The 21,097-nt window shown below is 38.4% G+C and carries 16 protein-coding genes and 2 pseudogenes; 9 read left to right on the forward strand and 9 right to left on the reverse strand.

Features of this window, described 5'->3' with window-relative positions; translation table 11 throughout:
- Positions 1 to 263: 263 nt before the first annotated feature.
- The gene (locus ACX27_RS23460; RefSeq protein ID WP_015113911.1) at positions 264 to 941 is read right to left on the reverse strand and encodes a response regulator transcription factor; all 678 of its coding nucleotides are present in this window, start codon (positions 939 to 941) and stop codon (positions 264 to 266) included.
- Positions 942 to 2,117: 1,176 nt separating this feature from the next.
- On the opposite strand from ACX27_RS23460, the gene groES reads away from it, so the two are divergent.
- The 6 genes from groES to ACX27_RS23485 all read left to right on the forward strand — a co-directional run bounded on the left by groES (position 2,118) and on the right by ACX27_RS23485 (position 7,775).
- The gene (groES, locus tag ACX27_RS23465; RefSeq protein WP_062295954.1) at positions 2,118 to 2,429 is read left to right on the forward strand and encodes a co-chaperone GroES; all 312 of its coding nucleotides are present in this window, start codon (positions 2,118 to 2,120) and stop codon (positions 2,427 to 2,429) included.
- Positions 2,430 to 2,478: 49 nt separating this feature from the next.
- Complete coding sequence (groL, locus tag ACX27_RS23470) at positions 2,479 to 4,116, forward strand: chaperonin GroEL (RefSeq protein ID WP_062295956.1); 1,638 nt, start codon at positions 2,479 to 2,481, stop codon at positions 4,114 to 4,116.
- A gap of 167 nt (positions 4,117 to 4,283) precedes the next feature.
- The gene (locus ACX27_RS23475; protein WP_062295958.1) at positions 4,284 to 4,718 is read left to right on the forward strand and encodes a hypothetical protein; all 435 of its coding nucleotides are present in this window, start codon (positions 4,284 to 4,286) and stop codon (positions 4,716 to 4,718) included.
- A 12-nt stretch (positions 4,719 to 4,730) separates the two neighbouring features.
- A complete protein-coding gene (locus ACX27_RS34275; RefSeq protein ID WP_235526336.1) occupies positions 4,731 to 6,275 on the forward strand; it encodes a KGGVGR-motif variant AAA ATPase in 1,545 nt (514 codons plus the stop codon).
- Positions 6,241 to 7,425 (forward strand): P-loop ATPase, Sll1717 family, encoded by a 1,185-nt coding sequence (locus ACX27_RS34280; protein ID WP_235526337.1) that lies wholly within the window; start codon positions 6,241 to 6,243, stop codon positions 7,423 to 7,425. The genes ACX27_RS34275 and ACX27_RS34280 overlap by 35 nt, the downstream gene beginning before the upstream one ends.
- 80 nt (positions 7,426 to 7,505) lie before the next feature.
- Positions 7,506 to 7,775: a DUF4351 domain-containing protein gene (locus tag ACX27_RS23485; protein WP_418006454.1), complete on the forward strand. Its 270-nt coding sequence runs from the start codon at positions 7,506 to 7,508 to the stop codon at positions 7,773 to 7,775.
- Between the two features lie 321 nt (positions 7,776 to 8,096).
- Here the strand turns inward: ACX27_RS23485 and ACX27_RS23490 are convergent, their stop codons facing one another.
- From ACX27_RS23490 to ACX27_RS23500, 3 genes are all read right to left on the reverse strand, one after another.
- The gene (locus ACX27_RS23490; RefSeq protein WP_062295960.1) at positions 8,097 to 8,624 is read right to left on the reverse strand and encodes a hypothetical protein; all 528 of its coding nucleotides are present in this window, start codon (positions 8,622 to 8,624) and stop codon (positions 8,097 to 8,099) included.
- Between the two features lie 26 nt (positions 8,625 to 8,650).
- Entirely contained in the window at positions 8,651 to 9,097 is a 447-nt protein-coding gene (locus ACX27_RS31175) for a Tse2 family ADP-ribosyltransferase toxin (protein ID WP_083468931.1), read from the reverse strand.
- A 167-nt stretch (positions 9,098 to 9,264) separates the two neighbouring features.
- Positions 9,265 to 10,341: a PIN/TRAM domain-containing protein gene (locus ACX27_RS23500; protein ID WP_062295962.1), complete on the reverse strand. Its 1,077-nt coding sequence runs from the start codon at positions 10,339 to 10,341 to the stop codon at positions 9,265 to 9,267.
- Positions 10,342 to 10,585: 244 nt separating this feature from the next.
- On the opposite strand from ACX27_RS23500, the pseudogene hemW reads away from it, so the two are divergent.
- A pseudogene (hemW, locus tag ACX27_RS23505) lies at positions 10,586 to 11,769 on the forward strand (radical SAM family heme chaperone HemW).
- Between the two features lie 112 nt (positions 11,770 to 11,881).
- On the opposite strand, the gene ACX27_RS23510 reads toward hemW, so the two are convergent.
- Positions 11,882 to 12,439, reverse strand: a complete 558-nt coding sequence (locus ACX27_RS23510; RefSeq protein WP_235526338.1) for a DUF2808 domain-containing protein — start codon at positions 12,437 to 12,439, stop codon at positions 11,882 to 11,884.
- A gap of 722 nt (positions 12,440 to 13,161) precedes the next feature.
- On the opposite strand from ACX27_RS23510, the gene ACX27_RS23515 reads away from it, so the two are divergent.
- Positions 13,162 to 14,751, forward strand: a complete 1,590-nt coding sequence (locus ACX27_RS23515) for a glycoside hydrolase family 57 protein (protein WP_062295964.1) — start codon at positions 13,162 to 13,164, stop codon at positions 14,749 to 14,751.
- Positions 14,752 to 14,916: 165 nt separating this feature from the next.
- On the opposite strand, the gene ACX27_RS23520 is transcribed toward ACX27_RS23515, so the two are convergent.
- Entirely contained in the window at positions 14,917 to 15,741 is an 825-nt protein-coding gene (locus ACX27_RS23520; RefSeq protein ID WP_062295966.1) for an NAD-dependent epimerase/dehydratase family protein, read from the reverse strand.
- A gap of 79 nt (positions 15,742 to 15,820) precedes the next feature.
- Between ACX27_RS23520 and ACX27_RS31180 the strand changes: the two are divergent.
- A pseudogene (locus tag ACX27_RS31180) lies at positions 15,821 to 16,665 on the forward strand (transposase); the annotation flags it as partial.
- A gap of 125 nt (positions 16,666 to 16,790) precedes the next feature.
- Here the strand turns inward: ACX27_RS31180 and ACX27_RS23530 are convergent.
- The 3 genes from ACX27_RS23530 to ACX27_RS31185 form a co-directional block, all read right to left on the reverse strand.
- Entirely contained in the window at positions 16,791 to 18,206 is a 1,416-nt protein-coding gene (locus ACX27_RS23530) for a glycoside hydrolase 100 family protein (protein ID WP_062295969.1), read from the reverse strand.
- 308 nt (positions 18,207 to 18,514) lie between these two features.
- The gene (locus ACX27_RS23535) at positions 18,515 to 19,960 is read right to left on the reverse strand and encodes a glycoside hydrolase 100 family protein (RefSeq protein WP_062295970.1); all 1,446 of its coding nucleotides are present in this window, start codon (positions 19,958 to 19,960) and stop codon (positions 18,515 to 18,517) included.
- Between the two features lie 739 nt (positions 19,961 to 20,699).
- Entirely contained in the window at positions 20,700 to 20,822 is a 123-nt protein-coding gene (locus ACX27_RS31185) for a type II toxin-antitoxin system RelE family toxin (protein WP_144427517.1), read from the reverse strand.
- Positions 20,823 to 21,097: the final 275 nt, after the last annotated feature.

Here is a 21,097-nt window from a genome sequence, read left to right on the forward strand (position 1 = left end):
GGGGTGCGCTATTGCTGAGATTGGCGCGTTTTATCAGAATTTAGCTGCTTTTTTATTTAACTTTTGAAAAGCAGTTGTGCCGAACAGAAAAAAGTGCTGAGTACTAAGTGCTAAATGCTGAGTAAAAATACTGCTCTTTTGTCTCCAGCCTCTAGTCCTTAGTCTCTAGTCTCTCTTTCATGAGTACTAGCTGATGTACCAGCTTTCAGCTATCAGCAGTCAGTGAAACAGTAAAAAGCTGACGGCTGAATGCTGAAAGCCTTTTAAGCCATTTGATTTTCAATCGCCCACCGCGCTAATTCAGTGCGGTTATGGAGATTGGTTTTGCCCAACATATTGGACACATGACTTTCAACAGTACGCTGACTAACATTTAATTCTTCAGCAATTTCTCGGTTCGCTAAACCCCTAGCTACAAACTGTACTACTTTCAGTTCAGTCGGAGTTAGCTGCACATCAAAAGGAACTTGAATCCGAGAACCGTTTTCCCCGCCTTTGGCTTGGTGTTCCTTCCAACGGATAGTTTGCTTCAGCGAAGATTCTACTTGTGCTACGAGTTCTTCTGGCTCAAAAGGCTTGACCATATATACGTCAGCGCCTTTATTTAAACCTTTCACTCGGTCTGCACTTTGTCCCTTGGCTGATAGGAATAAAACAGGAATCCAACTAGTGCGTTCGTTTTGCCGGACTTGTTCCACAAAAGTGTAACCGTCCATTTCCGGCATCATTACGTCACAGATGATCATATCTGGAACGTCATGCTCTAGAATTTCCAGAGCTTCGCGTCCATTTTCAGCAGTGACGACTTCATATCCTCGAAATTCCAAGTAATCCTTTACCAGCAAGATGAGGTTAGGGTCGTCATCAATTAGTAGAAGGCGTTTGTGATCTTTCATGCTGGGCTCTTTCATAGCAGTGGCACTTGTCGCGCTTCGATCCATCAAGGTCTTGAATGGTTATCCTTAATAATGGTGGATTTATCGAGATGTTGTCTTTTTTCCCACTTAACTTGCCTTTGCGTCCTCGAAGTCTCAAAAGCGGTTCTCACCTTATTTAAGACCACTAGCTCATTGGCAAAAGTCCGGTAAGGATACGTAGAGCAGTAGTAATTATAATGCGCTATTATATATCGCTTTGAAAGGTACGGGTGAAAAAACACTGATTGAATAATAATCATCTGCCATTCACTAGTAAGTATTGGCTTGCGATGACCCCAGCTTTATAACAACCTGCACTTTCATCAGCTTACTGCTTTACTATATCCTGCGGATGTGAAGCCTTATCAGATGTTAACAAGCAAGTAGGGGAATTTCCGGCAAAGATGGGTTAAAAATGCAAATTCTTCTACCACCATTATGCCGATCAAGTATGTTTGGATGATCCTCTCAGTAACTTGCAAATTTGCTTGGCGATACCAGACACCACCATCCGAGCAGAAAACCATTATCTGTCTAGAACAACAAAGTGGCAAGCAATTGTCTTGAATTGTCAAGATGCAGGGGGGTAAACTTTTATAGCTTTTAACCAAGTTTAAGTTCTTGATTAGCTGATTTAAGCTTTCCCAAAACTACCAACTAACTTGCTGTTAACCATAGTTAGCAACTGTGTGGTCAGCATACATAAAAATATGTCGCTGATTTTTGGCAATTCCTAAAATTTTTACACAATTACTTAAGGTTTTCTTGTGGTCTACATATTTAATGGTTTGGTTGATGTGATAGTTGTTGAATCTTGGTATTGTTACTCATTTGTGGCTCCCTGTTTACTGTTCTATAACAATTTCCAAGCTTTGCAAATAAAGTTGACCATATAAAAATATTCGTAACTTACGGATGGAAATCAGAAAATTAAACCTAATTAGGTACTAATACTTAAGTGAACTTCCGATTACTGAAGGTTGGGGAGTGGGGAGTAGGGAGTGGGTAAAAGAGGGGTTTAGGGGTGTAGGGAAGAGAAAAAAGCAAGACAGAAGTGTATTACGTCTGCCTTCTGCCTCCTGCCTTCTGCCTTCTTCCCAGAGTTCGGAAACCCGTACATCACAAAATGTTGCCATTGCAGGCTTTCCTTCGGTAAATTAGCACTCAGGAGTTGAGAGTGCTAACTCTGGAGAAATTTTTATGGCAGCTGTATCTTTAAGCGTATCTACAGTTAAACCTTTAGGCGATCGCGTTTTTGTCAAAGTAAGCGCATCAGAAGAAAAGACCGCTGGTGGTCTATATTTGCCTGACACCGCCAAAGAAAAGCCCCAAGTAGGGGAAGTTGTTGCTCTTGGTGCTGGCAAACGTAACGATGACGGTAGCCGTCAAGAATTAGAAGTCAAAGTTGGAGACAAAGTATTGTACTCCAAGTACGCTGGCACCGACGTGAAACTCGGCACCGACGAATATGTGCTGTTGTCTGAAAAAGACATTCTAGCAATCGTTGCCTAGTCAAATCTGACAGAAAACTGACAACTGAGTAACTAAAAGCTAAACAACTATGGCAAAGCGCATTATTTACAACGAAAACGCACGTCGCGCCCTAGAGCGAGGCATGGACATCTTAGCTGAGGCTGTAGCTGTAACCCTCGGCCCCAAAGGTCGTAACGTAGTTCTAGAGAAGAAATTTGGCGCACCGCAAATCGTGAATGACGGTGTGACTATCGCTAAAGAAATTGAATTAGAAGACCACGTTGAAAACACTGGCGTATCTTTGATTCGTCAAGCTGCTTCTAAAACCAACGACGCTGCGGGTGATGGTACCACAACCGCGACCGTATTGGCTCATGCGATCGTTAAAGAAGGCTTGCGGAACGTAGCAGCTGGCGCTAACGCCATCCTGCTGAAGCGCGGTATTGATAAAGCTACCAACTTCTTGGTAGATAAAATTGCTGAACACGCTCGTCCTGTAGAAGATTCCAAAGCTATTGCTCAAGTTGGTTCTATCTCTGCCGGTAACGACGATGAAGTCGGTCAGATGATTGCCCAAGCAATGGATAAGGTGGGTAAAGAAGGTGTAATTTCCTTGGAAGAAGGAAAATCCATGACCACCGAATTGGAAATCACCGAAGGGATGCGCTTTGACAAAGGCTACATCTCTCCTTACTTCGCAACCGATCCTGAGCGGATGGAAGCAGTATTCGATGATCCTTTCATCCTGCTAACCGATAAGAAAATTGCTTTGGTACAAGATTTAGTACCCGTGCTTGAGCAAGTTGCACGTCAAGGCAAACCCTTGGTAATTATTGCTGAAGATATTGAAAAAGAAGCTTTAGCAACCTTGGTTGTTAACCGCCTGCGTGGTGTATTAAACGTAGCTGCTGTGAAAGCTCCTGGATTTGGCGATCGCCGCAAAGCTATGCTAGAAGACATCGCTATCCTCACCGGTGGTCAAGTTATCACCGAAGATGCTGGTCTGAAGCTAGAAAACACCAAGCTAGATGGTTTAGGTAAAGCTCGCCGCATCACCATCACCAAAGACAACACCACAGTTGTTGCTGAAGGTAACGAAGCTGGCGTTAAAGCTCGCATCGAACAAATTCGCCGTCAAATGGAAGAAACCGAATCTTCCTACGACAAAGAAAAATTACAAGAGCGTCTGGCTAAATTGGCTGGCGGTGTAGCTGTAGTCAAAGTTGGTGCAGCCACCGAAACCGAAATGAAAGACAAGAAACTGCGCCTAGAAGACGCTATCAACGCTACCAAAGCTGCGGTAGAAGAAGGTATCGTTCCTGGTGGTGGTACAACCCTCGCTCACCTCGCTCCTCAATTGGAAGAGTGGGCAAACGGCAAGCTCACAGGTGAAGAGTTGACTGGTGCTTTAATTGTCGCTCGTGCATTACCCGCACCTCTGAAGAGAATTGCTGAAAACGCAGGTCAGAATGGTGCTGTAATTGCTGAACGCGTTAAAGAGAAAGAATTCAACATTGGTTTCAACGCTGCAAGCAACGAATTTGTAGATATGTTAGCTGCTGGTATCGTTGACCCCGCTAAAGTAACCCGTTCTGCACTGCAAAACGCTGCTTCCATCGCGGGTATGGTGTTAACAACCGAGTGCATCGTTGTTGACAAACCAGAACCCAAAGATGCTGCACCTGCTGCTGGTGCTGGTATGGGTGGCGGTGACTTCGATTACTAATATTCTGTAGTCACATAAATAAAAAACAGCTGCTTCCCTCGTGGAGGCGGCTGTTTTTTTTATGTCAAGTTTTAGGTGCTTTAAACAATAAAATAACGAATTAATAATTTAAAAAAAATTGCTATTTAATAATATACTGGTCAAACTTTAACTCTAGTTTACTAAGAATGGAAGATTACCAAGCCGCTTTCATGCACCGTCACCTAGATACTGAAACACTATGTCAGTCTGGAAGAAAAGTAGCCGCTATGCACTTTGGAGGTGTAACTATTGAGTGTTTATTAAAAGCAATGATTTTTGCAACCTTACCAAAGGGTACAACTCAGGAATGGAAGACGGATTCTACTAATCCTGGGCATACTATTACCAATCCAGGACATAGTTACATAGAAGCATTAAATCGGCATAATCGACTTAAATCTAGAATTGCTAATTTTCCTGAAGTGCGAAAGTGGCTTGATGAAGTTGAAAATCCAAATAGTCAAAATTTTATAGATATGCGTTATTCTGGCCTTGAGCCTGATGATGAAAGTTATAAACGCTGGTTAAAAGCCTATCGAAGTCTCAAAGGATGGTTACAGAAGCAAACTACTCAACTTTAAAAAGGTGGTCAAATGCAGGAAAATTGGCAGATTTCGCTCAAGCAAGAACTTATCAACCAGTATGTGCGTAATTCACAAGAATGGGTTGATTTTAATATTTCTACATCAGGTTTATTAAATATAACTATTGTAAGTGATAGCTTTATTAATTTATCTATTTTTCAACGCAAAGAACAAATTTATAGCTTACTTAAATCACAAGTTCCTCGTTTATCTCCTGGATTTATTTCCTTATATACACCTCAAGAAGCAGATTCACTCAATCTTTCAGCACCACAGGCTTCTAATATAGCTTCACTACAAACTTGGCATGATTTAGCAATTCAAGCAGCAAATCCGCATAATCAACTTCAAATTCTCCAAAATGAACCTCAAATACCCAGAACAGTGACATTTTATTCTTTTAAAGGAGGAGTAGGTCGAACTACTGCATTAACTCATGTTGCGTCGATTTTGGCGATGCGTGGTCTTAAAGTAGTAGCAGTTGATTTAGATTTAGAAGCACCTGGTTTAAGTACAGCATTCAACCTTAAACCACAACCTGAATATGGAATTGTTGACTATTTTTATGAGCGTTCCTATTTACCACAAGGAGTAGAACCAAGTATTTCAATTGCTGAAATATTTGGTGAAGTGAGGCTCTCTAATGCTACCGGAAGATTATTTGTTGTTCCTGCTGGTTCTCTTAATCTTGATTATGTTTCTAAGGTTGATGATCTTCATGCTACTACTATTATTGATGGGCAACATAGTCTTTGGTCAATTTTCAAAAATGAAATTTACGAACAACTAAAACCAGATATTCTGTTAATTGATTCAAGAACGGGAATCAATCAATGGGGAGCTTTATCATTAATTCAAGCAGCTGATGAAGCAATTATATTTCTCTTTCCTAATGAGCAAAATAAACAAGGAATAGAACTGTTAATACAATCACTTCAAGGTTTGAAGAAACTATCAATTAACTTTGTTTTTTCTTTAGTTCCTGATGTTACCCCTATTGGTTTATCTAAAGTAAAACAAATTTGGAAATCACTGCTCAACAAAATAAATACAGCAACAGATGAAAATTATGAAACAGATGAAGATGAGCAAGATTTAGATAATGTTCAACCTCCAATAGAAAAACTTTTAGTAATACCTTATCTTTTGCCAATTGCTTTAGCTGATAGTTATCCTGTACAAGGTACACAAGATTACTATACAAAAATTGCTAATTTAATTGATGAAAAAACTGACGAACTTAAACGCAGTAATGTTTTAAATACAATAGATCAGCGATGGAAAATTATTGAAAGTCTGCATTTTCCTGAAGTCAATGCTGCTGATCAAAGACAAGATTTAAACCTACTATTTCAGCGTACTACTGATTTTGAAAGATTTTTAGATGATACAACCTGCCTAATTAGAGGGAGAAAAGGTACAGGTAAAACCGCCCTTTATTGGCTTTTTTTACAACACAAAAGTGTTGCTCAGAAACTAGCTCACGGGCGTTTGGACAAAACTATCTTTTTGTCAGCACATGGTAGATTCCAAAAAAAGTCGCCCATCTCGTGATGAATTCCAGATTATCCATCAAAATTTGCAGCAAAATAGTGGCACATGGGAAGCTTTTTGGAGAGCCTATTTACTGCTTAGATGTCATCAGGAAAATTTATTTACTTTTCCTAAAGGTAAGAAAGGTACAAAGTTTAGTGACCTGAAAAAAATTATTAATAATTTACCTACAGAAAGATGGCAGTCTGAATCCACTCAAGCTCTGGTATTATTGTCTATTAACTCTGAACTCAGGCTTATAGTTAAAGATGCCATAGATATTCATCTGAATGAAGCAGCCAAAAGTAATTCTCAAAAAATGTGGTTTCTTTACGATGATTTAGATGAAGATTTTCCTGAAGTAGGCGGAGTAAGGCAACAAGCACTCACTGGCTTATTTCAATTAGTTCAATCTTGTGATGCTAATAGGTTAACAGAAATTAGATTTAAAATCTTCTTAAGAGAAGATATATGGAATCGTTTAAGTTTCGACAATAAAAGTCATTTTACTGGACGAGATATTATCTTACAGTGGACTATGATTGACTTTCTTCGATTAGCACTTCGTCAAGCAATACAATCTGAAGATTTCAAGAATTTGGTTGACAGAATATCGCCTGTTGCTTTTGAAAGTATTGATCAAGCTACTGAAGAGGCGATTGATAAAGCTTTAGAAATACTTTGGGGAAGTCGTCGCCGAGGTGGAAACAGAGCTAAAAATGTATCTCGATGGGTATATGAGCGATTAACAGACTCAAGTGGTACTACTTTTCCTCGAAGTTTAAGTATATTACTTAAAGGGGCAAAGGAACATGAACTAACCTATAAGGGACAATCATCAAGCAAATTTCGTACAGACCGCCTACTTCAAGGAAAATCCTTAGAATATGGTTTGAAAAAAGCATCTGAAAAGCGGTGTGAAGAAATTAAAGAGGAATATCCTGACTTGACTAAGTTTTTTGATTCCTTGAAGGGGAAATTAGCCTTCTTATCTAAAGAACAGTTACAAACAGTATGGAAAGAATCAGCTCATGATATAGCAGATTTTGAAGAATTTGCGTCTTTTCTAAGTGAAATTGGCATTATTGAATGGCGAGAAAAAGAGAAACGCTATAAAGTTGCTGATATCTATGTATATGGTTTTGAAATGATTCGCCAAGGTGCTGTATAAAGATATTTTTTAGAGAAATTCAAGTCGCTACAATCTCGGATAGAGAAGAACGACAAAATATTGCTGGTTGCGTAGAAATTTTGGCGGGTTTGCGGTTTGAAAAAGATTTGATTCGTCAATTATTACGGGAAGATATCATGAAAGATTCTGTAATTTATCAAGATATTGTTCAGAAGGAAGCATTTAAACTAATTAGCCGTCAGCTAAAACGCCGTTTTGGAGATATCAATACACCATTACTGGAGAGGGTTCGTAATTTATCGGCTGAACAATTAGAAGAATTAGGAGAGGCTTTATTAGATTTTTCGGAAGTTGCTGATTTGGAAGTTTGGTTAAATCAGCAAAATTAGTTTGCATAAATATATGAAAACAGCTACTTTTTGAAGGTGGCTGTTTTTTATTGGAACCGCATAGACGCAAAGGATAGGGAGTAGAAAGTAAAGTTACACTTAAAGCTAATTTTGCTATGAGTGTTTACGTCTTATGTCAGGGTTAATAGATGCTTTAGATAGGATTCTAAATTAGTTACAGCAGCATAAAGCATTGTCCGCATCTGCTCTACAATCCGGGCTTTCTTATGAGGAGATTGAAGAAAAAGTACGAGATTTACCGTTTCGCTTAACGAAAGAAGTTTACGAATCATTCTTTATTTGATAAATCAAAGCTGAAATTCAACTTATAACAAAAAGTTCATCAAGTTTGGTTTTTAACTCTGGAGATACCATTAGAGGATTATAAATTTCTCCCTGATAAGGTTGCCAAATATAACCAGAGCTAAATTGTCTGAAAATAGGTAATGTTGCTACTTCCTGTTCAATTATTTGCGATAAAACTAATCCAGGAATAGATAAATTAGGCAAGTCTTCAATTAATTCACTATATGTTCTAAATTCATCAACTTCTACACCCACTAAAGCATAACGAAATGGAGGAGCAAGGCGTAGTTTTTGGTAAAGTAAAATACCTAACTCTGTCATTAAATAAGCACTTTCTGGGCTATTGATTCCTACTTCACTAATATTATTTGGGTAAACCCGACACCACCAATTGCTTTCTATATCTTGAAAGGTGTCTACGTGACATAGGCATGAACTACCATTTGAGAGTATAAATATTTGCCCTATAAAATGTTGAGCAAATTTATGAGCAGTGCTTTCATCAGAACCACATTCTGCTGATAAACTAAATATCCATGCCATGTTTTTAGCTTCCTATTTTCATAGTTTTAATCTACTCTCTGCCAATAGTTTTTGGTGTTTGCTAATGATAATTCGTACCTTTCTAAAGACATTGTAACTCTCGGTACAATGCTAACGTGGGTTGGACTATCTTGAATAGCTTGTAAGTCTCCAGTGATATTACTATCATCAATTTGCCACAGAGAATCTTTTCCAGTTCCACCAAATTGAGGGGGTTTACGAAAAGCTGGTAAAGCTTCAATGGATAAAGAAACAGACATTCCCTTTGTATCTTTGATAGCGACAGTAACAAGCTCTCCTTTAACCTCACGTTCTGACTCTGCTAACAAATAGCCTTGCTCATCAAGATAACCTATAGGCATTTGCTCAATGTTTATATCAATGCCTGGTCTAATTCCTAATAGTCTTGCACTTCGACCTATTTTGGGTTTGCCATTTTGCGCCATCATCCCACGATAGTAGAGTTTTACCATACATAAAATAATGCAAAATTTAAAGATAATCAGTATGCGTTTCATAGAGATACTTTTCACAAAAAATTATGAGCGAAATTATGAATAAAAAAATAATCGGTGCAGGTTTGCTACACCGATCGCATTACTTGTGCATGATTTAATTGTGATTGAACCAGACATTTCCCTCACGCTAATGCTGAAGCTTGGGGTTTGGCAAAAATCATGCGTCCGGCTGAGGTTTGCAAGGCGCTGGTGACGACTACGCGCAGTTCACCCCCTACATAACCGCTACCTTCTTCAACGACAACCATTGTGCCGTCATCTAAATAGCCAATACCTTGACTTGGTTCTTTGCCTTCTTTGAGAATTTTGAGGTCGAGGTTATCGCCTGGTAAATAAGTCGGACGGACGGCGTTAACTAAATCGTTGACGTTTAATACAGGTACTTTCTGTACGCTGGCTACTTTCGACAAGTTGTAGTCGTTGGTTAGCAATGTCGCGTTGATTTCTTGGGCAAAGCGGACTAATTTCGCGTCTACGGTGGCAATATCATCGTAGTCGATGGGGTTAATTAAAATGCGTTCTGGGTAAGCTTCTTTAATCCGGTTCAGAATCTCTAAACCGCGTCTTCCTCGCACCCGCTTTTGGTCTTTACTGGCATCAGCTACTTGCTGCAATTCCTGTAAAACAAATTGTGGCACGATGATTGGCCCTTCTAAAAACCCTGTTTCTAGTAGTGCTTCAATACGACCATCAATTATACAGCTAGTATCTAAAACTTTGGTATTGGCAGGCTTTAATGTACCTTCTGCTACCATTGTTTCCACAGTATTCGGATTAATTAATCGCAGTAATCCTCGCCCGTGGGTATCTGCCAAATTCATGCCAGTAACGGCTAAAATAATACTACCAACAACTGCCACCAAGGGTTTGATAAAACTAAAATCTGGCGGTATAGGTAGCAAAAATAACGGAGCCAGCATTAAGTTTGCCAGTAGTAAGCCAATGACTAATCCTATGGCACGCGTTAATATAACTTCCAGTGGCATTTCGCGGACTTGTGACTCTAGGCGACGATAAGTCGTCTGGAAACTCAGTCCAACTGCACCGCCAATAATAGCGGCAAAGACGGCAACTGTGAGGCGTAAAGCTTCTAGGTTGGTCACTCGATCTAGCGTGCCATCTGGTAGCAGATCGGTGCTGTAGAAACCTATGCCTGCTGCTGCCAAAATGAATGAGAGAATAATAATGGCATCAAGCATGGTTGTGTTGTTTTCCTGCAATTGTTTTACCCGATAAAATCAAATGTTTTTGATTTCATCGCTAAAAGCCAATAATGAATATTGACTTAGACTAAGGGCTGAAGCAGGGAATATCTGCAAATATTATAACTAAAGAGCTTTATTTTAATATTTTGCATGGTTTTGTTGTAAAACGATAAAAAACCATAAACAAACTTCTTATTTGGGCAATTTGTAATGCTTTGTTAAGTAATTATTGCTGGAAATGAACACAAAATTTGCTATTTCTAGCATTGTCAGTTCTGCTTATGTACATATTCCTTTTTGCAGACGACGGTGCTTTTATTGCGATTTCCCTGTGTCTGTCGTGGGCGATCGCTTGCGGGGTGAAACATCTGGTACAATCTCCCATTACGTAGAGGTGTTATGTCAAGAAATTGCCAATACGCCTAGTTTTGGTCAATCTTTGCAGACAATTTTTTTTTGGTGGTGGTACTCCTTCACTGCTATCAACTAAGCAGTTAGCACAAATACTAGAAGCTTTAGAACAACGTTTTGGAATTGCGCCGCAAGTCGAAATTTCAATGGAAGTAGATCCAGGTACATTTGATTTAGCGCATATCTCTGGCTATCAGAGTTTGGGTGTAAATCGGGTGAGTTTGGGTGTACAAGCCTTTCAAGAAGAATTGTTAAAAGTAGCTGGGCGATCGCATTCAGTTAAAGATATCTTTGCAGCTATCGAATTAATTCACAAAGTCGAGATTCCCGAATTTAGTTTAGATTTAATTTCTGGGTTGCCACATCAGTCTTTAGATCAATGGTCTGATTCTTTAGCAAAAGCAGTATCTACCAACCCGACGCATATATCTATCTATGATTTAACCATTGAACCAGGTACAGCTTTTAATCGCTACTACAAACCAGGAGATCATCCTCTACCAACAGATGAAACCACAGTCAAAATGTACCAAATGGGACAGCAAGTATTGACTGGTGCAGGTTATGAACATTATGAAATTTCTAATTATGCCCGACCTGGACACCAGTGTCAGCATAATCGAGTTTATTGGGAAAACCGCCATTATTATGGCTTTGGGATGGGCGCAGCAAGTTACACAGCAAAAAAAACGCTTCACACGCCCCCGCAAAACTCAGGAATATTATCAATGGGTGCAAGCTGGTTGCACAATTGACTGTGAAGTAACTCCACCAGCCGAAGTATTGTTAGAAACTTTAATGTTGGGGTTGCGCTTGGCTGAAGGTGTGAGTGTTTCTCGCTTACAAGCAGAGTTTGGCAAAGAGAAAATAGGGGAAATTTATCAATGTTTGCAACCTTACCTTGAGAAAGGTTGGGTAAAAGTTACAGAAGGAAGGTTGCAATTAACTGACCCAGAAGGATTTTTATTTTCTAATGTAATTTTGGCTGATTTATTTAATCAGTTGGGTTAATTATTTTTGTTGAAGTGAGAGATTAGGGACTAGAGGCTAGTTGGCTTATACCTGAAAAAGATAATAGGGAATAGTAGAAAATTCCCATTCCCTACTCCCTAATCCTCACTTCCTATCCTTCAGAGTAAGTGTCTTGATAAAATTGCAGACGACCTACGCCGAGAAATTGACCGATGGTTTGCTTTCCGGTGGGAAATCCTTTTACACCAAATAAATAGACACCATCATTAAAAGGATTACGGTAAGTCCGCAAACCAATGGTTACTGTTTGGTCTGGTGGTACAGGGTTAGCAAAGGTGACTGTAAAATTTTGTTTGTCATTGCTAACCACAGATTTGACTGCTAAATTTTTGCCTTGGCGATCGCGTGTACCCACAAACGCAACGGTATCATTAGGATTAAATTCAATTCTTTCTGTACCTAAGACTTGAGTAAAAGTCACCTGTTGCAATGATTCTCCGGCAGCAGTTGGTATTTTGACTGTAAAGTAGTATGTTGTATCAGATACATTGGTTTCATTTTGTGGTGTACTAGCACTAACTAAACGTGGTGATTGAGTAAAGGCGATCGCACCATTGCCTAAAGTCACTGCATTCGCGGCAAACTGAGGTAAGGAACAAAGGCCTACACCAACAAACAGCGTGCTTAAAAAGCTGCTGATGTACTTCATAATTTTATTTTTGTCTAACTCGTTAACTCATTAAATGGGTTCTCTTACCCATACTTAACTCTCAGCAACTGTCTAGAAATTTGCTGAATAATTTCTATTTATTTCAAGATTTTTTCAGTATAGCAATTATTTTTTTTATGTTAGGAATAGCTAAAAATGAATAGTCCTTATTCAGGATTTTCACGGTTTATATGTCCCATAAGACAATAGTTTTATAGGTGTATAAATATGTATAAATCACGAAAATACCTCTATCTTAAGTGTGCTTTTATTCAGGAAATTTACTTCAAGCAATTACTATTGAATTGAGTGATAAACTAGAGTTTTTCGTTTCAAAGAACTAAAGAATTCACGGTAAGACTAAATCATCTGTGAACTAAGAGATCCCGGACTTCTTCAAGAAGTCCAGGAGCTGAGACGTAATACTACGGGGCTTACACGGTGATACGCAAAATCTAGGGTTGCAGTAAGGGTGTAGATGTTAAAAATCCTTACAACCATACTCAACAAATAACCTTCGTGCATAAGTCTTACCAGATACACAGACTCTTCACATTCTCATTTCTGCTTCTAATTTCAGCGTTCTGCCTGATTTGCCCATTTGCCACAGCCAACTTTCTCAATACAATCAGACTACGACGATACCCAGAAGGTCTTAAAATATTGTTAATTTCTGCTAAACCCCTCCACCTTAAATTTACAAGTATCACCCCAAAATTACTATGGCTATTGGCTACGTCGCGCTTGTACTTCATGCACACCTGCCCTTCGTTCGTCACCCAGAAAGTGACTATGTGCTGGAGGAAGAATGGCTTTATGAAGCCATTACCGAAACATATATTCCCTTACTAAAAGTCTTTGAAGGCTTAAAGCGAGACGGCATCGACTTTAAAATCACCATGAGTATGACACCACCTTTGGTGTCAATGCTACGTGATCCCCTACTGCAAGAACGCTATGATGCTCACTTAGCCAAATTAGAGGAACTTACAGAACTAGAAATTGAGCATAACGTTAACAATGGGCATATTCGTTATTTAGCAGAACACTACGCCACCGAGTTTAACGAAGCGCGGGAAATGTGGGAACGCTACAAAGGTGATTTGGTAACTGCTTTTAAGCAATTCCAAGATAGCAATAACTTAGAAATTATCACTTGTGGCGCGACTCACGGCTACTTGCCATTGATGAAAATGTATCCCCAAGCTGTATGGGCGCAAATTCAAGTAGCCTGTGAACACTACGAACAAACCTTTGGTCGTCCGCCTAAAGGTATTTGGTTGCCAGAATGCGCTTACTATGAAGGGCTGGAGAGGATGCTGGCTGATGCTGGGTTGCGTTACTTCCTCACCGATGGTCATGGTATTCTCTACGCCCGTCCCCGTCCGCGTTTTGGTAGCTATGCGCCGATTTTTACCGAAACAGGGGTAGCAGCTTTTGGTAGAGACCATGAGTCTTCACAACAGGTATGGTCTTCGGAAGTGGGCTATCCTGGCGCAGCCGAATATCGAGAATTTTACAAAGATTTGGGCTGGGAAGCAGAGTATGAGTACATCAAACCCTATATCATGCCCAATGGTCAGCGCAAAAATACGGGGATTAAATACCATAAAATTACCGGACGCGGTTTAGGGTTATCAGATAAGGCACTGTATGATCCTTACTGGGCAAGAGAAAAAGCCGCAGAACACGCTGCTAACTTTATGTATAACCGCGAACGGCAGGCTGAACATCTTTACGGGATTATGCAGCGTCCACCGATTATTGTTTCGCCCTACGATGCTGAGTTATTCGGACATTGGTGGTATGAAGGCCCTTGGTTTATTGACTATTTATTCCGTAAGTCATGGTACGACCAAGGTACATATAAAATGACTCACTTGGCAGATTATCTCAGAGCAGAACCCAGCCAGCAAGTTTGCCGTCCTTCTCAGTCGAGTTGGGGTTACAAAGGTTTCCATGAATATTGGTTAAATGAGACAAATGCTTGGATTTATCCCCATCTGCACAAAGCCGCAGAACGGATGATTGAAATCTCGAAGTTGGAACCTGCTGATGAGTTGCAATGGCGGGCGCTAAACCAAGCAGCAAGAGAACTGTTATTAGCACAATCTTCTGACTGGGCATTTATTATGCGGACAGGGACAATGGTTCCTTATGCAGTCCGCCGGACGCGATCGCACCTGATGCGGTTTAATAAACTTTATGAAGATGTCAAAATCGGTAAAGTTGACAGTGGTTGGCTAGAAAAAATCGAAGTCATGGATAATATCTTCCCAGAAATTAACTATCGCGTTTATCGTCCTTTGTAAAGAGTGCTGAGTTGAAAGTGCTGAGTGCTGAGTATATGGAATTTACGAAGTGAGAAAGTGTTGATTACTCTTTTTCTTACTCAGCACTCAGCGAGAAGTTGCGTGCGCGGGTTCCCCGCTTTGAGCAAACTTTGATAATTCAGCACTGAGTAAGATGAATTAAATTCAAAAAATCATTTGAGGATGAATCAGTTTGTATCCTGCATCTTTGATTTTTTGATTCGATACTTTAGCATTATATGGGCGATTACTTTTCTGGGAAATATCCCATTGCACTGTAGGTAAATTGTGTTTCGCAAATAAAGTATCTAGCAATTCTTGGCTGGTTAAATGTGCATCATCGACCAAATTATAAATACCATGTAAGCGATGTTGACGGGCAAACTCAATTGATCCGACAATATCATCTAAATGAATCCAATTTGTGATATCTTCGCCATTACCTGGACGGGTTGTACCAGATGCACGGCTAAATATTTTAATTAGTTCTCGATTATTTCCATATATCCCGCCCAAGCGCAAAATGCAAACGCGCAATTTCTCACTAGTGGCTGAAAGTAAAAGTTTTTCTGTCTCGTGCAGAATTATGCCTGAAGTATGGGTTGGTTCTACTGGAGTATTTTCATCGACTGTAGCACCACTGCGATCGCCATATACAGAATAACTACCCGTGTAGATAATTTGACGAATATTAGGTAATTGCGGCAAAATTGCCACTAAAGTTTTCGCAGTTTCTAAATAAGTTTCTTCATATAAATTTGCGCCTTTTGCCCCCACACTCAACAAAACTACATCTTGATTTTGCAAAACTGATTGCATTGTTTCAGCATCGTTTCCTTTAGCAATGACAACTTTTTGTGCTACAGTTTGAAGTTCTGGAATGCGTTCGGGGGTAGTGGTGGTGGCGGTAACAATAAAAGTCATCTTGTGCTGCCAATATTTAGCCACTGCACAACCGACATAACCACAACCAATGATAGCAATATTCATAGACAAATTTTATTTTTTGATACTATCTTAATTTAAGACAATGCTCTTAATTAGAATACCAAATATCCCTCTTCTATCGCTCATTACAGAGTTAATGGAATCAGGCTTCAATATTGAATTGGTATTGGCTGATAGTTTATATGGTGAAAGTAGCCAATTCATTAGAAAATTGGATGAATATAACTTATGCTATGTGGTATCAATTAGAACTAATCATGGAGTCTGGTTGCCTTCATGGCAAAGCGTTAGAGCGAATAAGTGCTGTAAATTTACCAGAACATTTAGCAATCAAAAATCAGAAACTAGATACATTAGGGAAATAATTTATGGTAAAAAAAGAGCCATAACTTACTGGGAAATAACTACTGACCCAGAAACTATGCCGAAAAATTCTACCTCCTTCGTGATCACAAATTTGCAAGGGAAGTTGAAGAAGACTTTAGGCGACCTCTATGGATTAAGGACATGGGTAGAATATGGTTTTCGACAGTGTAAACAAGAATTGGGTTGGACAGATTGCCGTTTCACTAATTTCCAACATATTGAGAGATGGTGAGCCAGCGCGTTGCGGGGGTTACCCCCGTTGTAGTGACTGGCGAACCCGAAGGGTGGGAGATTATTTTTAGTGTTTATACAATGATTAGTTTAAATTCTCCAGTCTTCTTAGGCTTCAATCAATCTCGTCAAATTGAGACTAAAACACAAGAAAATAGTAATGTTGATTTTTCTAATCATCCACAATGGAATCATGAATCTGGATGGAAGAATACTTTAAATAATCTGCGTCTTATTATCCAAGCACTTTTACTATTTTGGTTGATTTATCCCTGGTTAAGTATTTTCCCCAATTCAGATTTGTTACTGGGATTCAATCATTTAATTGCTACAATGAATCAATTTAAACCCTGTTATGCTTCTGGATAATTTCTTTTCTGAACTACTTGCTTATTCCGGAAAGTGACAGAAGAGGGTTATCTACGTATATCCGATTATTTCGGATAAATTTCGGTTTTGCTGTGGCGAGCATCAGTTAATTTAAGCATCAAAAATCACAAATCACAAGCTTGGGAAGCATTTTCACCATCAAATTCTGCAAAACTGCATAATTCTAAATTACTAGGGTTACGTATCAATTCTTTAGCTAACAATAAACCAGCAATTGTCCAAGTTTGATATCTTCTAGCAGCCCTACCAATTAACATTCCTCTAGCACCATCATAATATTCTGGCCATTCATCTTCAAAAAGACGGGTTTGAGCTAGTTCAATCGCATTTTTTGCCATATTTATTCTGCCTGTTTTTTGAGATGCTGCTGTGAGAAACCACAACAAAACAGGCCAATTACCAGCATTATGATAAGACCAAGGAATATTTTTTGGGTCACAGCCAGTAAAAATTTTGTATTCTGCTTTTTCTAAGGCTGGAAAACAAATTTTCATCGGCATTGTGCCAATTAAATCTTCCCATTGTGCTTCAATCAGATTCATAATTGCTTGCGATTGCTGTTCACTAGCCAAAGAAGTCATAATTGACATCAAATTTCCTAAGGAAAAGAAACGAGTATCTAATTGTGAAGGCCCAACATTTCCTGCAAGATAACCACCATTTTTCGGCAACCAAGTTGCTAAATCAGCATAGGGAATTGAGTCAGGATATATATTGAATAAATTAGTTGCACTTTGTCCATATTCTTCAACTTTAAAACGATAAATAATATTTAAACGCTTAATATCTATCCAATAATGATAACGAATATGATTTTGCAACAGAGGTAAACGGTTATCAATCCCAATTACAATATCTTCATCACCCGCACAAATTAATAGCTGACGTGCTGCACGTAAGGCTGTATAAAATAAGGCTTGAATTTCTAAAGGATAACCATAAATTCCGAGACGACGGTGAATCATACAAGCGCCATCTGGAACTAATAGTGTTGGCGACATATCAAACCGAGTTGCTAAACAGAGTTCCATAATTAAGGCAATTCCTTCTTGAAACTCTGGTTGTAAAGCAAACTTTAAATCTTTTGTAGCCTTCACATAAGCGTGTAATATAATGATCCACCAGAGACAAGAATCAACAGGTGTGACTCTGGCGATCGCATGTTCACCAAAATCTGCTTCTAAATATTCTTTGTTATTATTTGATACAACTTTAAAGCTGGCTGGGATTAAACCTTTAGTTGGGGTATAAGCATCCAATAGTTGTTTTTTCGGCTGTAATTTTAATGTTTCTTCTAGAAAATTACGAACAATATCATATCTACCTTGAATGAGAAATAATAAGGCTGAAGCCGCAAAATCACGGATAAAACAATGGTCATAGTTTAGTGGAAATTCTAAGCTATCTTTAGCCGCTACAGTACCTATAGGACGACCTTGATAGTAAACAATTGCGTCTTCTAGTAATTGCCATGCTTGTTTTTCAATCTTGTCAACTATCACTAATTCCTTCCTTGACATTACAAAAACTTCCAGTCTATCTGGAATTTGCTAGTGAACAATACTCTGATTTAGCTATAAAAAAAGTTTTATCTTATGTTGTAATATTTACTGATGATGAGCATATTTTCATAACCAGTAATATTTGAATAAACTAAAATTACTGCTTTTATCTTTTCTTATATGATATCTTCTTGAAGCTATGAGTGATAAAAAATCAGTAAATAAAAAACCCTTTATTAGCTATAAAGGGTTTTTTATTTATTGTTAATTATGAACAGTTTTCTGACTTTATAAGCAGTATAATTACCTTCTTGAGAAGATAAATATTAAGAGCTAAAAGGGTCTACACTACCAATTTCAAACTCACAAGCTCTTGATACTAACTCTGGTGGTAACTTATCGAAACTTACTAGCGGTAAATGAGAAGCATCTGTAACTAATTCTTTCGCTAATAAAAAACCTGCAATTGTCCAAGTTTGATATTTTCTAGCTTGTTTACCAATTAATCTGCCTTTTTTACCATCGTAATATTCCGGCCATTCATCTTCAGCAATACGGGCTTCTGCAATTGCGATCGCTTTTTTTGCCAAACTGGTTCTATTAGTTTTAACGGCTGCCGCTGTTAACATCCACATCAACACAGGCCAGCTACCAGCATTATGATAAGACCAAGGTATGTTTTTGGGGTCACATCCAGTTACAATTCTGTACTCTTCATCTTCTATAGCTGGGAAACAGATTTTCATCGGCATATCTCCTACTAAATCGTCCCATCTTTCATCAATTAAAGTCATAATTGCTTGTGACTGTTCTTCTGTGGCTAAATCAGAAATTATCGCCATCAAGTTACCCAAGGCAAAAAAGCGAGTATCTAACTGCGATGGCCCGACATTACCTGCAAGATAACCACCTTTTCGAGGTAGCCATTTATCTAATTCGTAATAGGGAATCGAGTCTACATAAATGTTAAATAGATTCACCGCCGCTTTACCATATTCTTCACTTTTGAAGCGATAAATAGCATTTAAGCGATTAATATCTATCCAATAATGCTGGCGAATATGTCCACATAAAAGTGGTAAACGATTATCAATCGCCATCACAATATCTTGATTACCTTGGCAAACTAATAACTCCCGTGCTGCCCTGAGTGCTGTGTAGAATAAAACTTGTATTTCTAGAGGATGGCCATATATACCCATACGACGGTCAATCATACAAGCACCGTCTGGAACTAACAAAGTTGGGTACATATCAAAACGATTAGCCAAACAAATTTCCATAATCAACCGAATTCCATTTTGAAATTCTGGTTGATAAGCTATAGAAAAATCTTTTGTCGCTACAACATAAGCACGTAACAAAATAATCCACCACAGACAAGAATCAACAGGTGTGACTCTGGCGATCGCATGTTCCCCAAAATCTGCTTCTAAATATTCTTCACCGTTCTCAACAATAACTTTAAAGCTGGCTGGAATTAAACCTCTCCCTGGCTTATAAGCATCTAATTGCCTTTCTTTTGGTTGTAACTTTAAAGTTACTTCCAAAAAGTTACGCACAATATCTGTTCTACCTTTAGCTAGAAAAATTAGTGCTGAAGAGACAAAATCTCGAATAAAACACTGGTCATAATTGAGTGCTTCTACAGAATTATCATAAGCTGCGACTGTACCAATCGGTCGCCCTCGATAATAGAGAATAGATTTTTCTAGTGCTTCCCATGCTGATTTTTGTGCAATTTCATCTGTTACTAAATTCTCTATTTGCATTGCCAGGTAAACTCCTTACAGGGTGTATATTGGTGGTAAATGCTCCTGATATGCTGATTTTCCGCCATACTCATCATAACAAACAACCTTTAATAAACAGCAGAATAATTATCTTCTTAAAGTTGATTTGCTGATTTTAATTAACAGTTTTGGAGCGATTTTACAGTTTATTAATTTCCGATAATTTAATGATATATTTCAGTGAATTACTTTGATTTTTTCACCTTATTCAAAAATTCATACTAAAAATATTGAGACAAAATATAGCCTGATATTAATGACAGTTCTGTATTCTATCTAGAACCAGTTATATCAATCAAAATATATCTTGTAAGCTATTTAAAAGTTAAATAGTTACGGTAGAATTACGTATAATATTTTTGTTCTAGAAATTACAATTTTTATTTTCCCCTATAACTTAATAATTTATAACCTTTTTTAAGAATCTGCAAGATAAATTGCGATCAAAAATTCAGGTGTCAATAGCTCAAAAGAACGATAAACACCTGACTACAGTTAGATTTATCAGCTAAATAAGAACTATAAATTGAGAAAAAATACTCAATTTCCGGCAAAATTTATATCATAAAGCTAATAAAGTTGAATAACATCCCGGCCTTTTCACCATTGTCAGTTTTGAGTAACTTGTGAACAGAGATGCCATTTCGTCTAGCTCAAGTAAGCATTAAGTATATTTGCAGTTTTCTCTACTTTTCAGGAGCTTATGCTGTCTTCTTGATCACAAATTTTTTGTAGACTCATCATCATTTCGTTTACCAACACGAAACACGTCTACTAGTTGATGTTCATCGTCAATGGTGTAGAGAATTCTATATTCTCCAGTGTCAACGCTAAGGTTCACTCATTCATCTGTGCATCTGGCAACAATAGCATCTAAGGTTGTGAAGCAGTCGTTTTCATCCACAGCAGAGAATCTGATTATCAGCATACTCCCAGAGATGTCATCGATTACTTTCAAGAGCATTATTTTGTGAATAAGTAATACCACTTCGTAGATTAGGTGAAACGCAGTGGAATCCAAAAAATCACATTTTAAGTATTTTTGCAACAAGTCTACTGAAAGACATTCATGATTTGGTGTTGGGTTACGGCGCAACTTATAGATTTACCATCTTG

This window comes from Nostoc piscinale CENA21 (assembly GCF_001298445.1).
Lineage (GTDB): Bacteria > Cyanobacteriota > Cyanobacteriia > Cyanobacteriales > Nostocaceae > Nostoc_B > Nostoc_B piscinale_A.

Excerpts from the sequence above, each read along its gene's own strand:
- ACX27_RS23515 (WP_062295964.1), top strand. The coding sequence starts at position 13,162 with ATGGCTATTGGCTACGTCGCGCTTGTACTTCATGCACACCTGCCCTTC.
- ACX27_RS34280 (WP_235526337.1), top strand. The coding sequence starts at position 6,241 with ATGGTAGATTCCAAAAAAAGTCGCCCATCTCGTGATGAATTCCAGATT.
- ACX27_RS23460 (WP_015113911.1), bottom strand. The coding sequence starts at position 941 with ATGGATCGAAGCGCGACAAGTGCCACTGCTATGAAAGAGCCCAGCATG.
- ACX27_RS23490 (WP_062295960.1), bottom strand. The coding sequence starts at position 8,624 with ATGGCATGGATATTTAGTTTATCAGCAGAATGTGGTTCTGATGAAAGC.
- groES (WP_062295954.1), top strand. The coding sequence starts at position 2,118 with ATGGCAGCTGTATCTTTAAGCGTATCTACAGTTAAACCTTTAGGCGAT.
- ACX27_RS31175 (WP_083468931.1), bottom strand. The coding sequence starts at position 9,097 with ATGGTAAAACTCTACTATCGTGGGATGATGGCGCAAAATGGCAAACCC.
- ACX27_RS23535 (WP_062295970.1), bottom strand. The coding sequence starts at position 19,960 with ATGCAAATAGAGAATTTAGTAACAGATGAAATTGCACAAAAATCAGCA.
- ACX27_RS34275 (WP_235526336.1), top strand. The coding sequence starts at position 4,731 with ATGCAGGAAAATTGGCAGATTTCGCTCAAGCAAGAACTTATCAACCAG.
- ACX27_RS23475 (WP_062295958.1), top strand. The coding sequence starts at position 4,284 with ATGGAAGATTACCAAGCCGCTTTCATGCACCGTCACCTAGATACTGAA.
- ACX27_RS23510 (WP_235526338.1), bottom strand. The coding sequence starts at position 12,439 with ATGAAGTACATCAGCAGCTTTTTAAGCACGCTGTTTGTTGGTGTAGGC.
- groL (WP_062295956.1), top strand. The coding sequence starts at position 2,479 with ATGGCAAAGCGCATTATTTACAACGAAAACGCACGTCGCGCCCTAGAG.
- ACX27_RS23500 (WP_062295962.1), bottom strand. The coding sequence starts at position 10,341 with ATGCTTGATGCCATTATTATTCTCTCATTCATTTTGGCAGCAGCAGGC.
- ACX27_RS23520 (WP_062295966.1), bottom strand. The coding sequence starts at position 15,741 with ATGAATATTGCTATCATTGGTTGTGGTTATGTCGGTTGTGCAGTGGCT.
- ACX27_RS23530 (WP_062295969.1), bottom strand. The coding sequence starts at position 18,206 with ATGTCAAGGAAGGAATTAGTGATAGTTGACAAGATTGAAAAACAAGCA.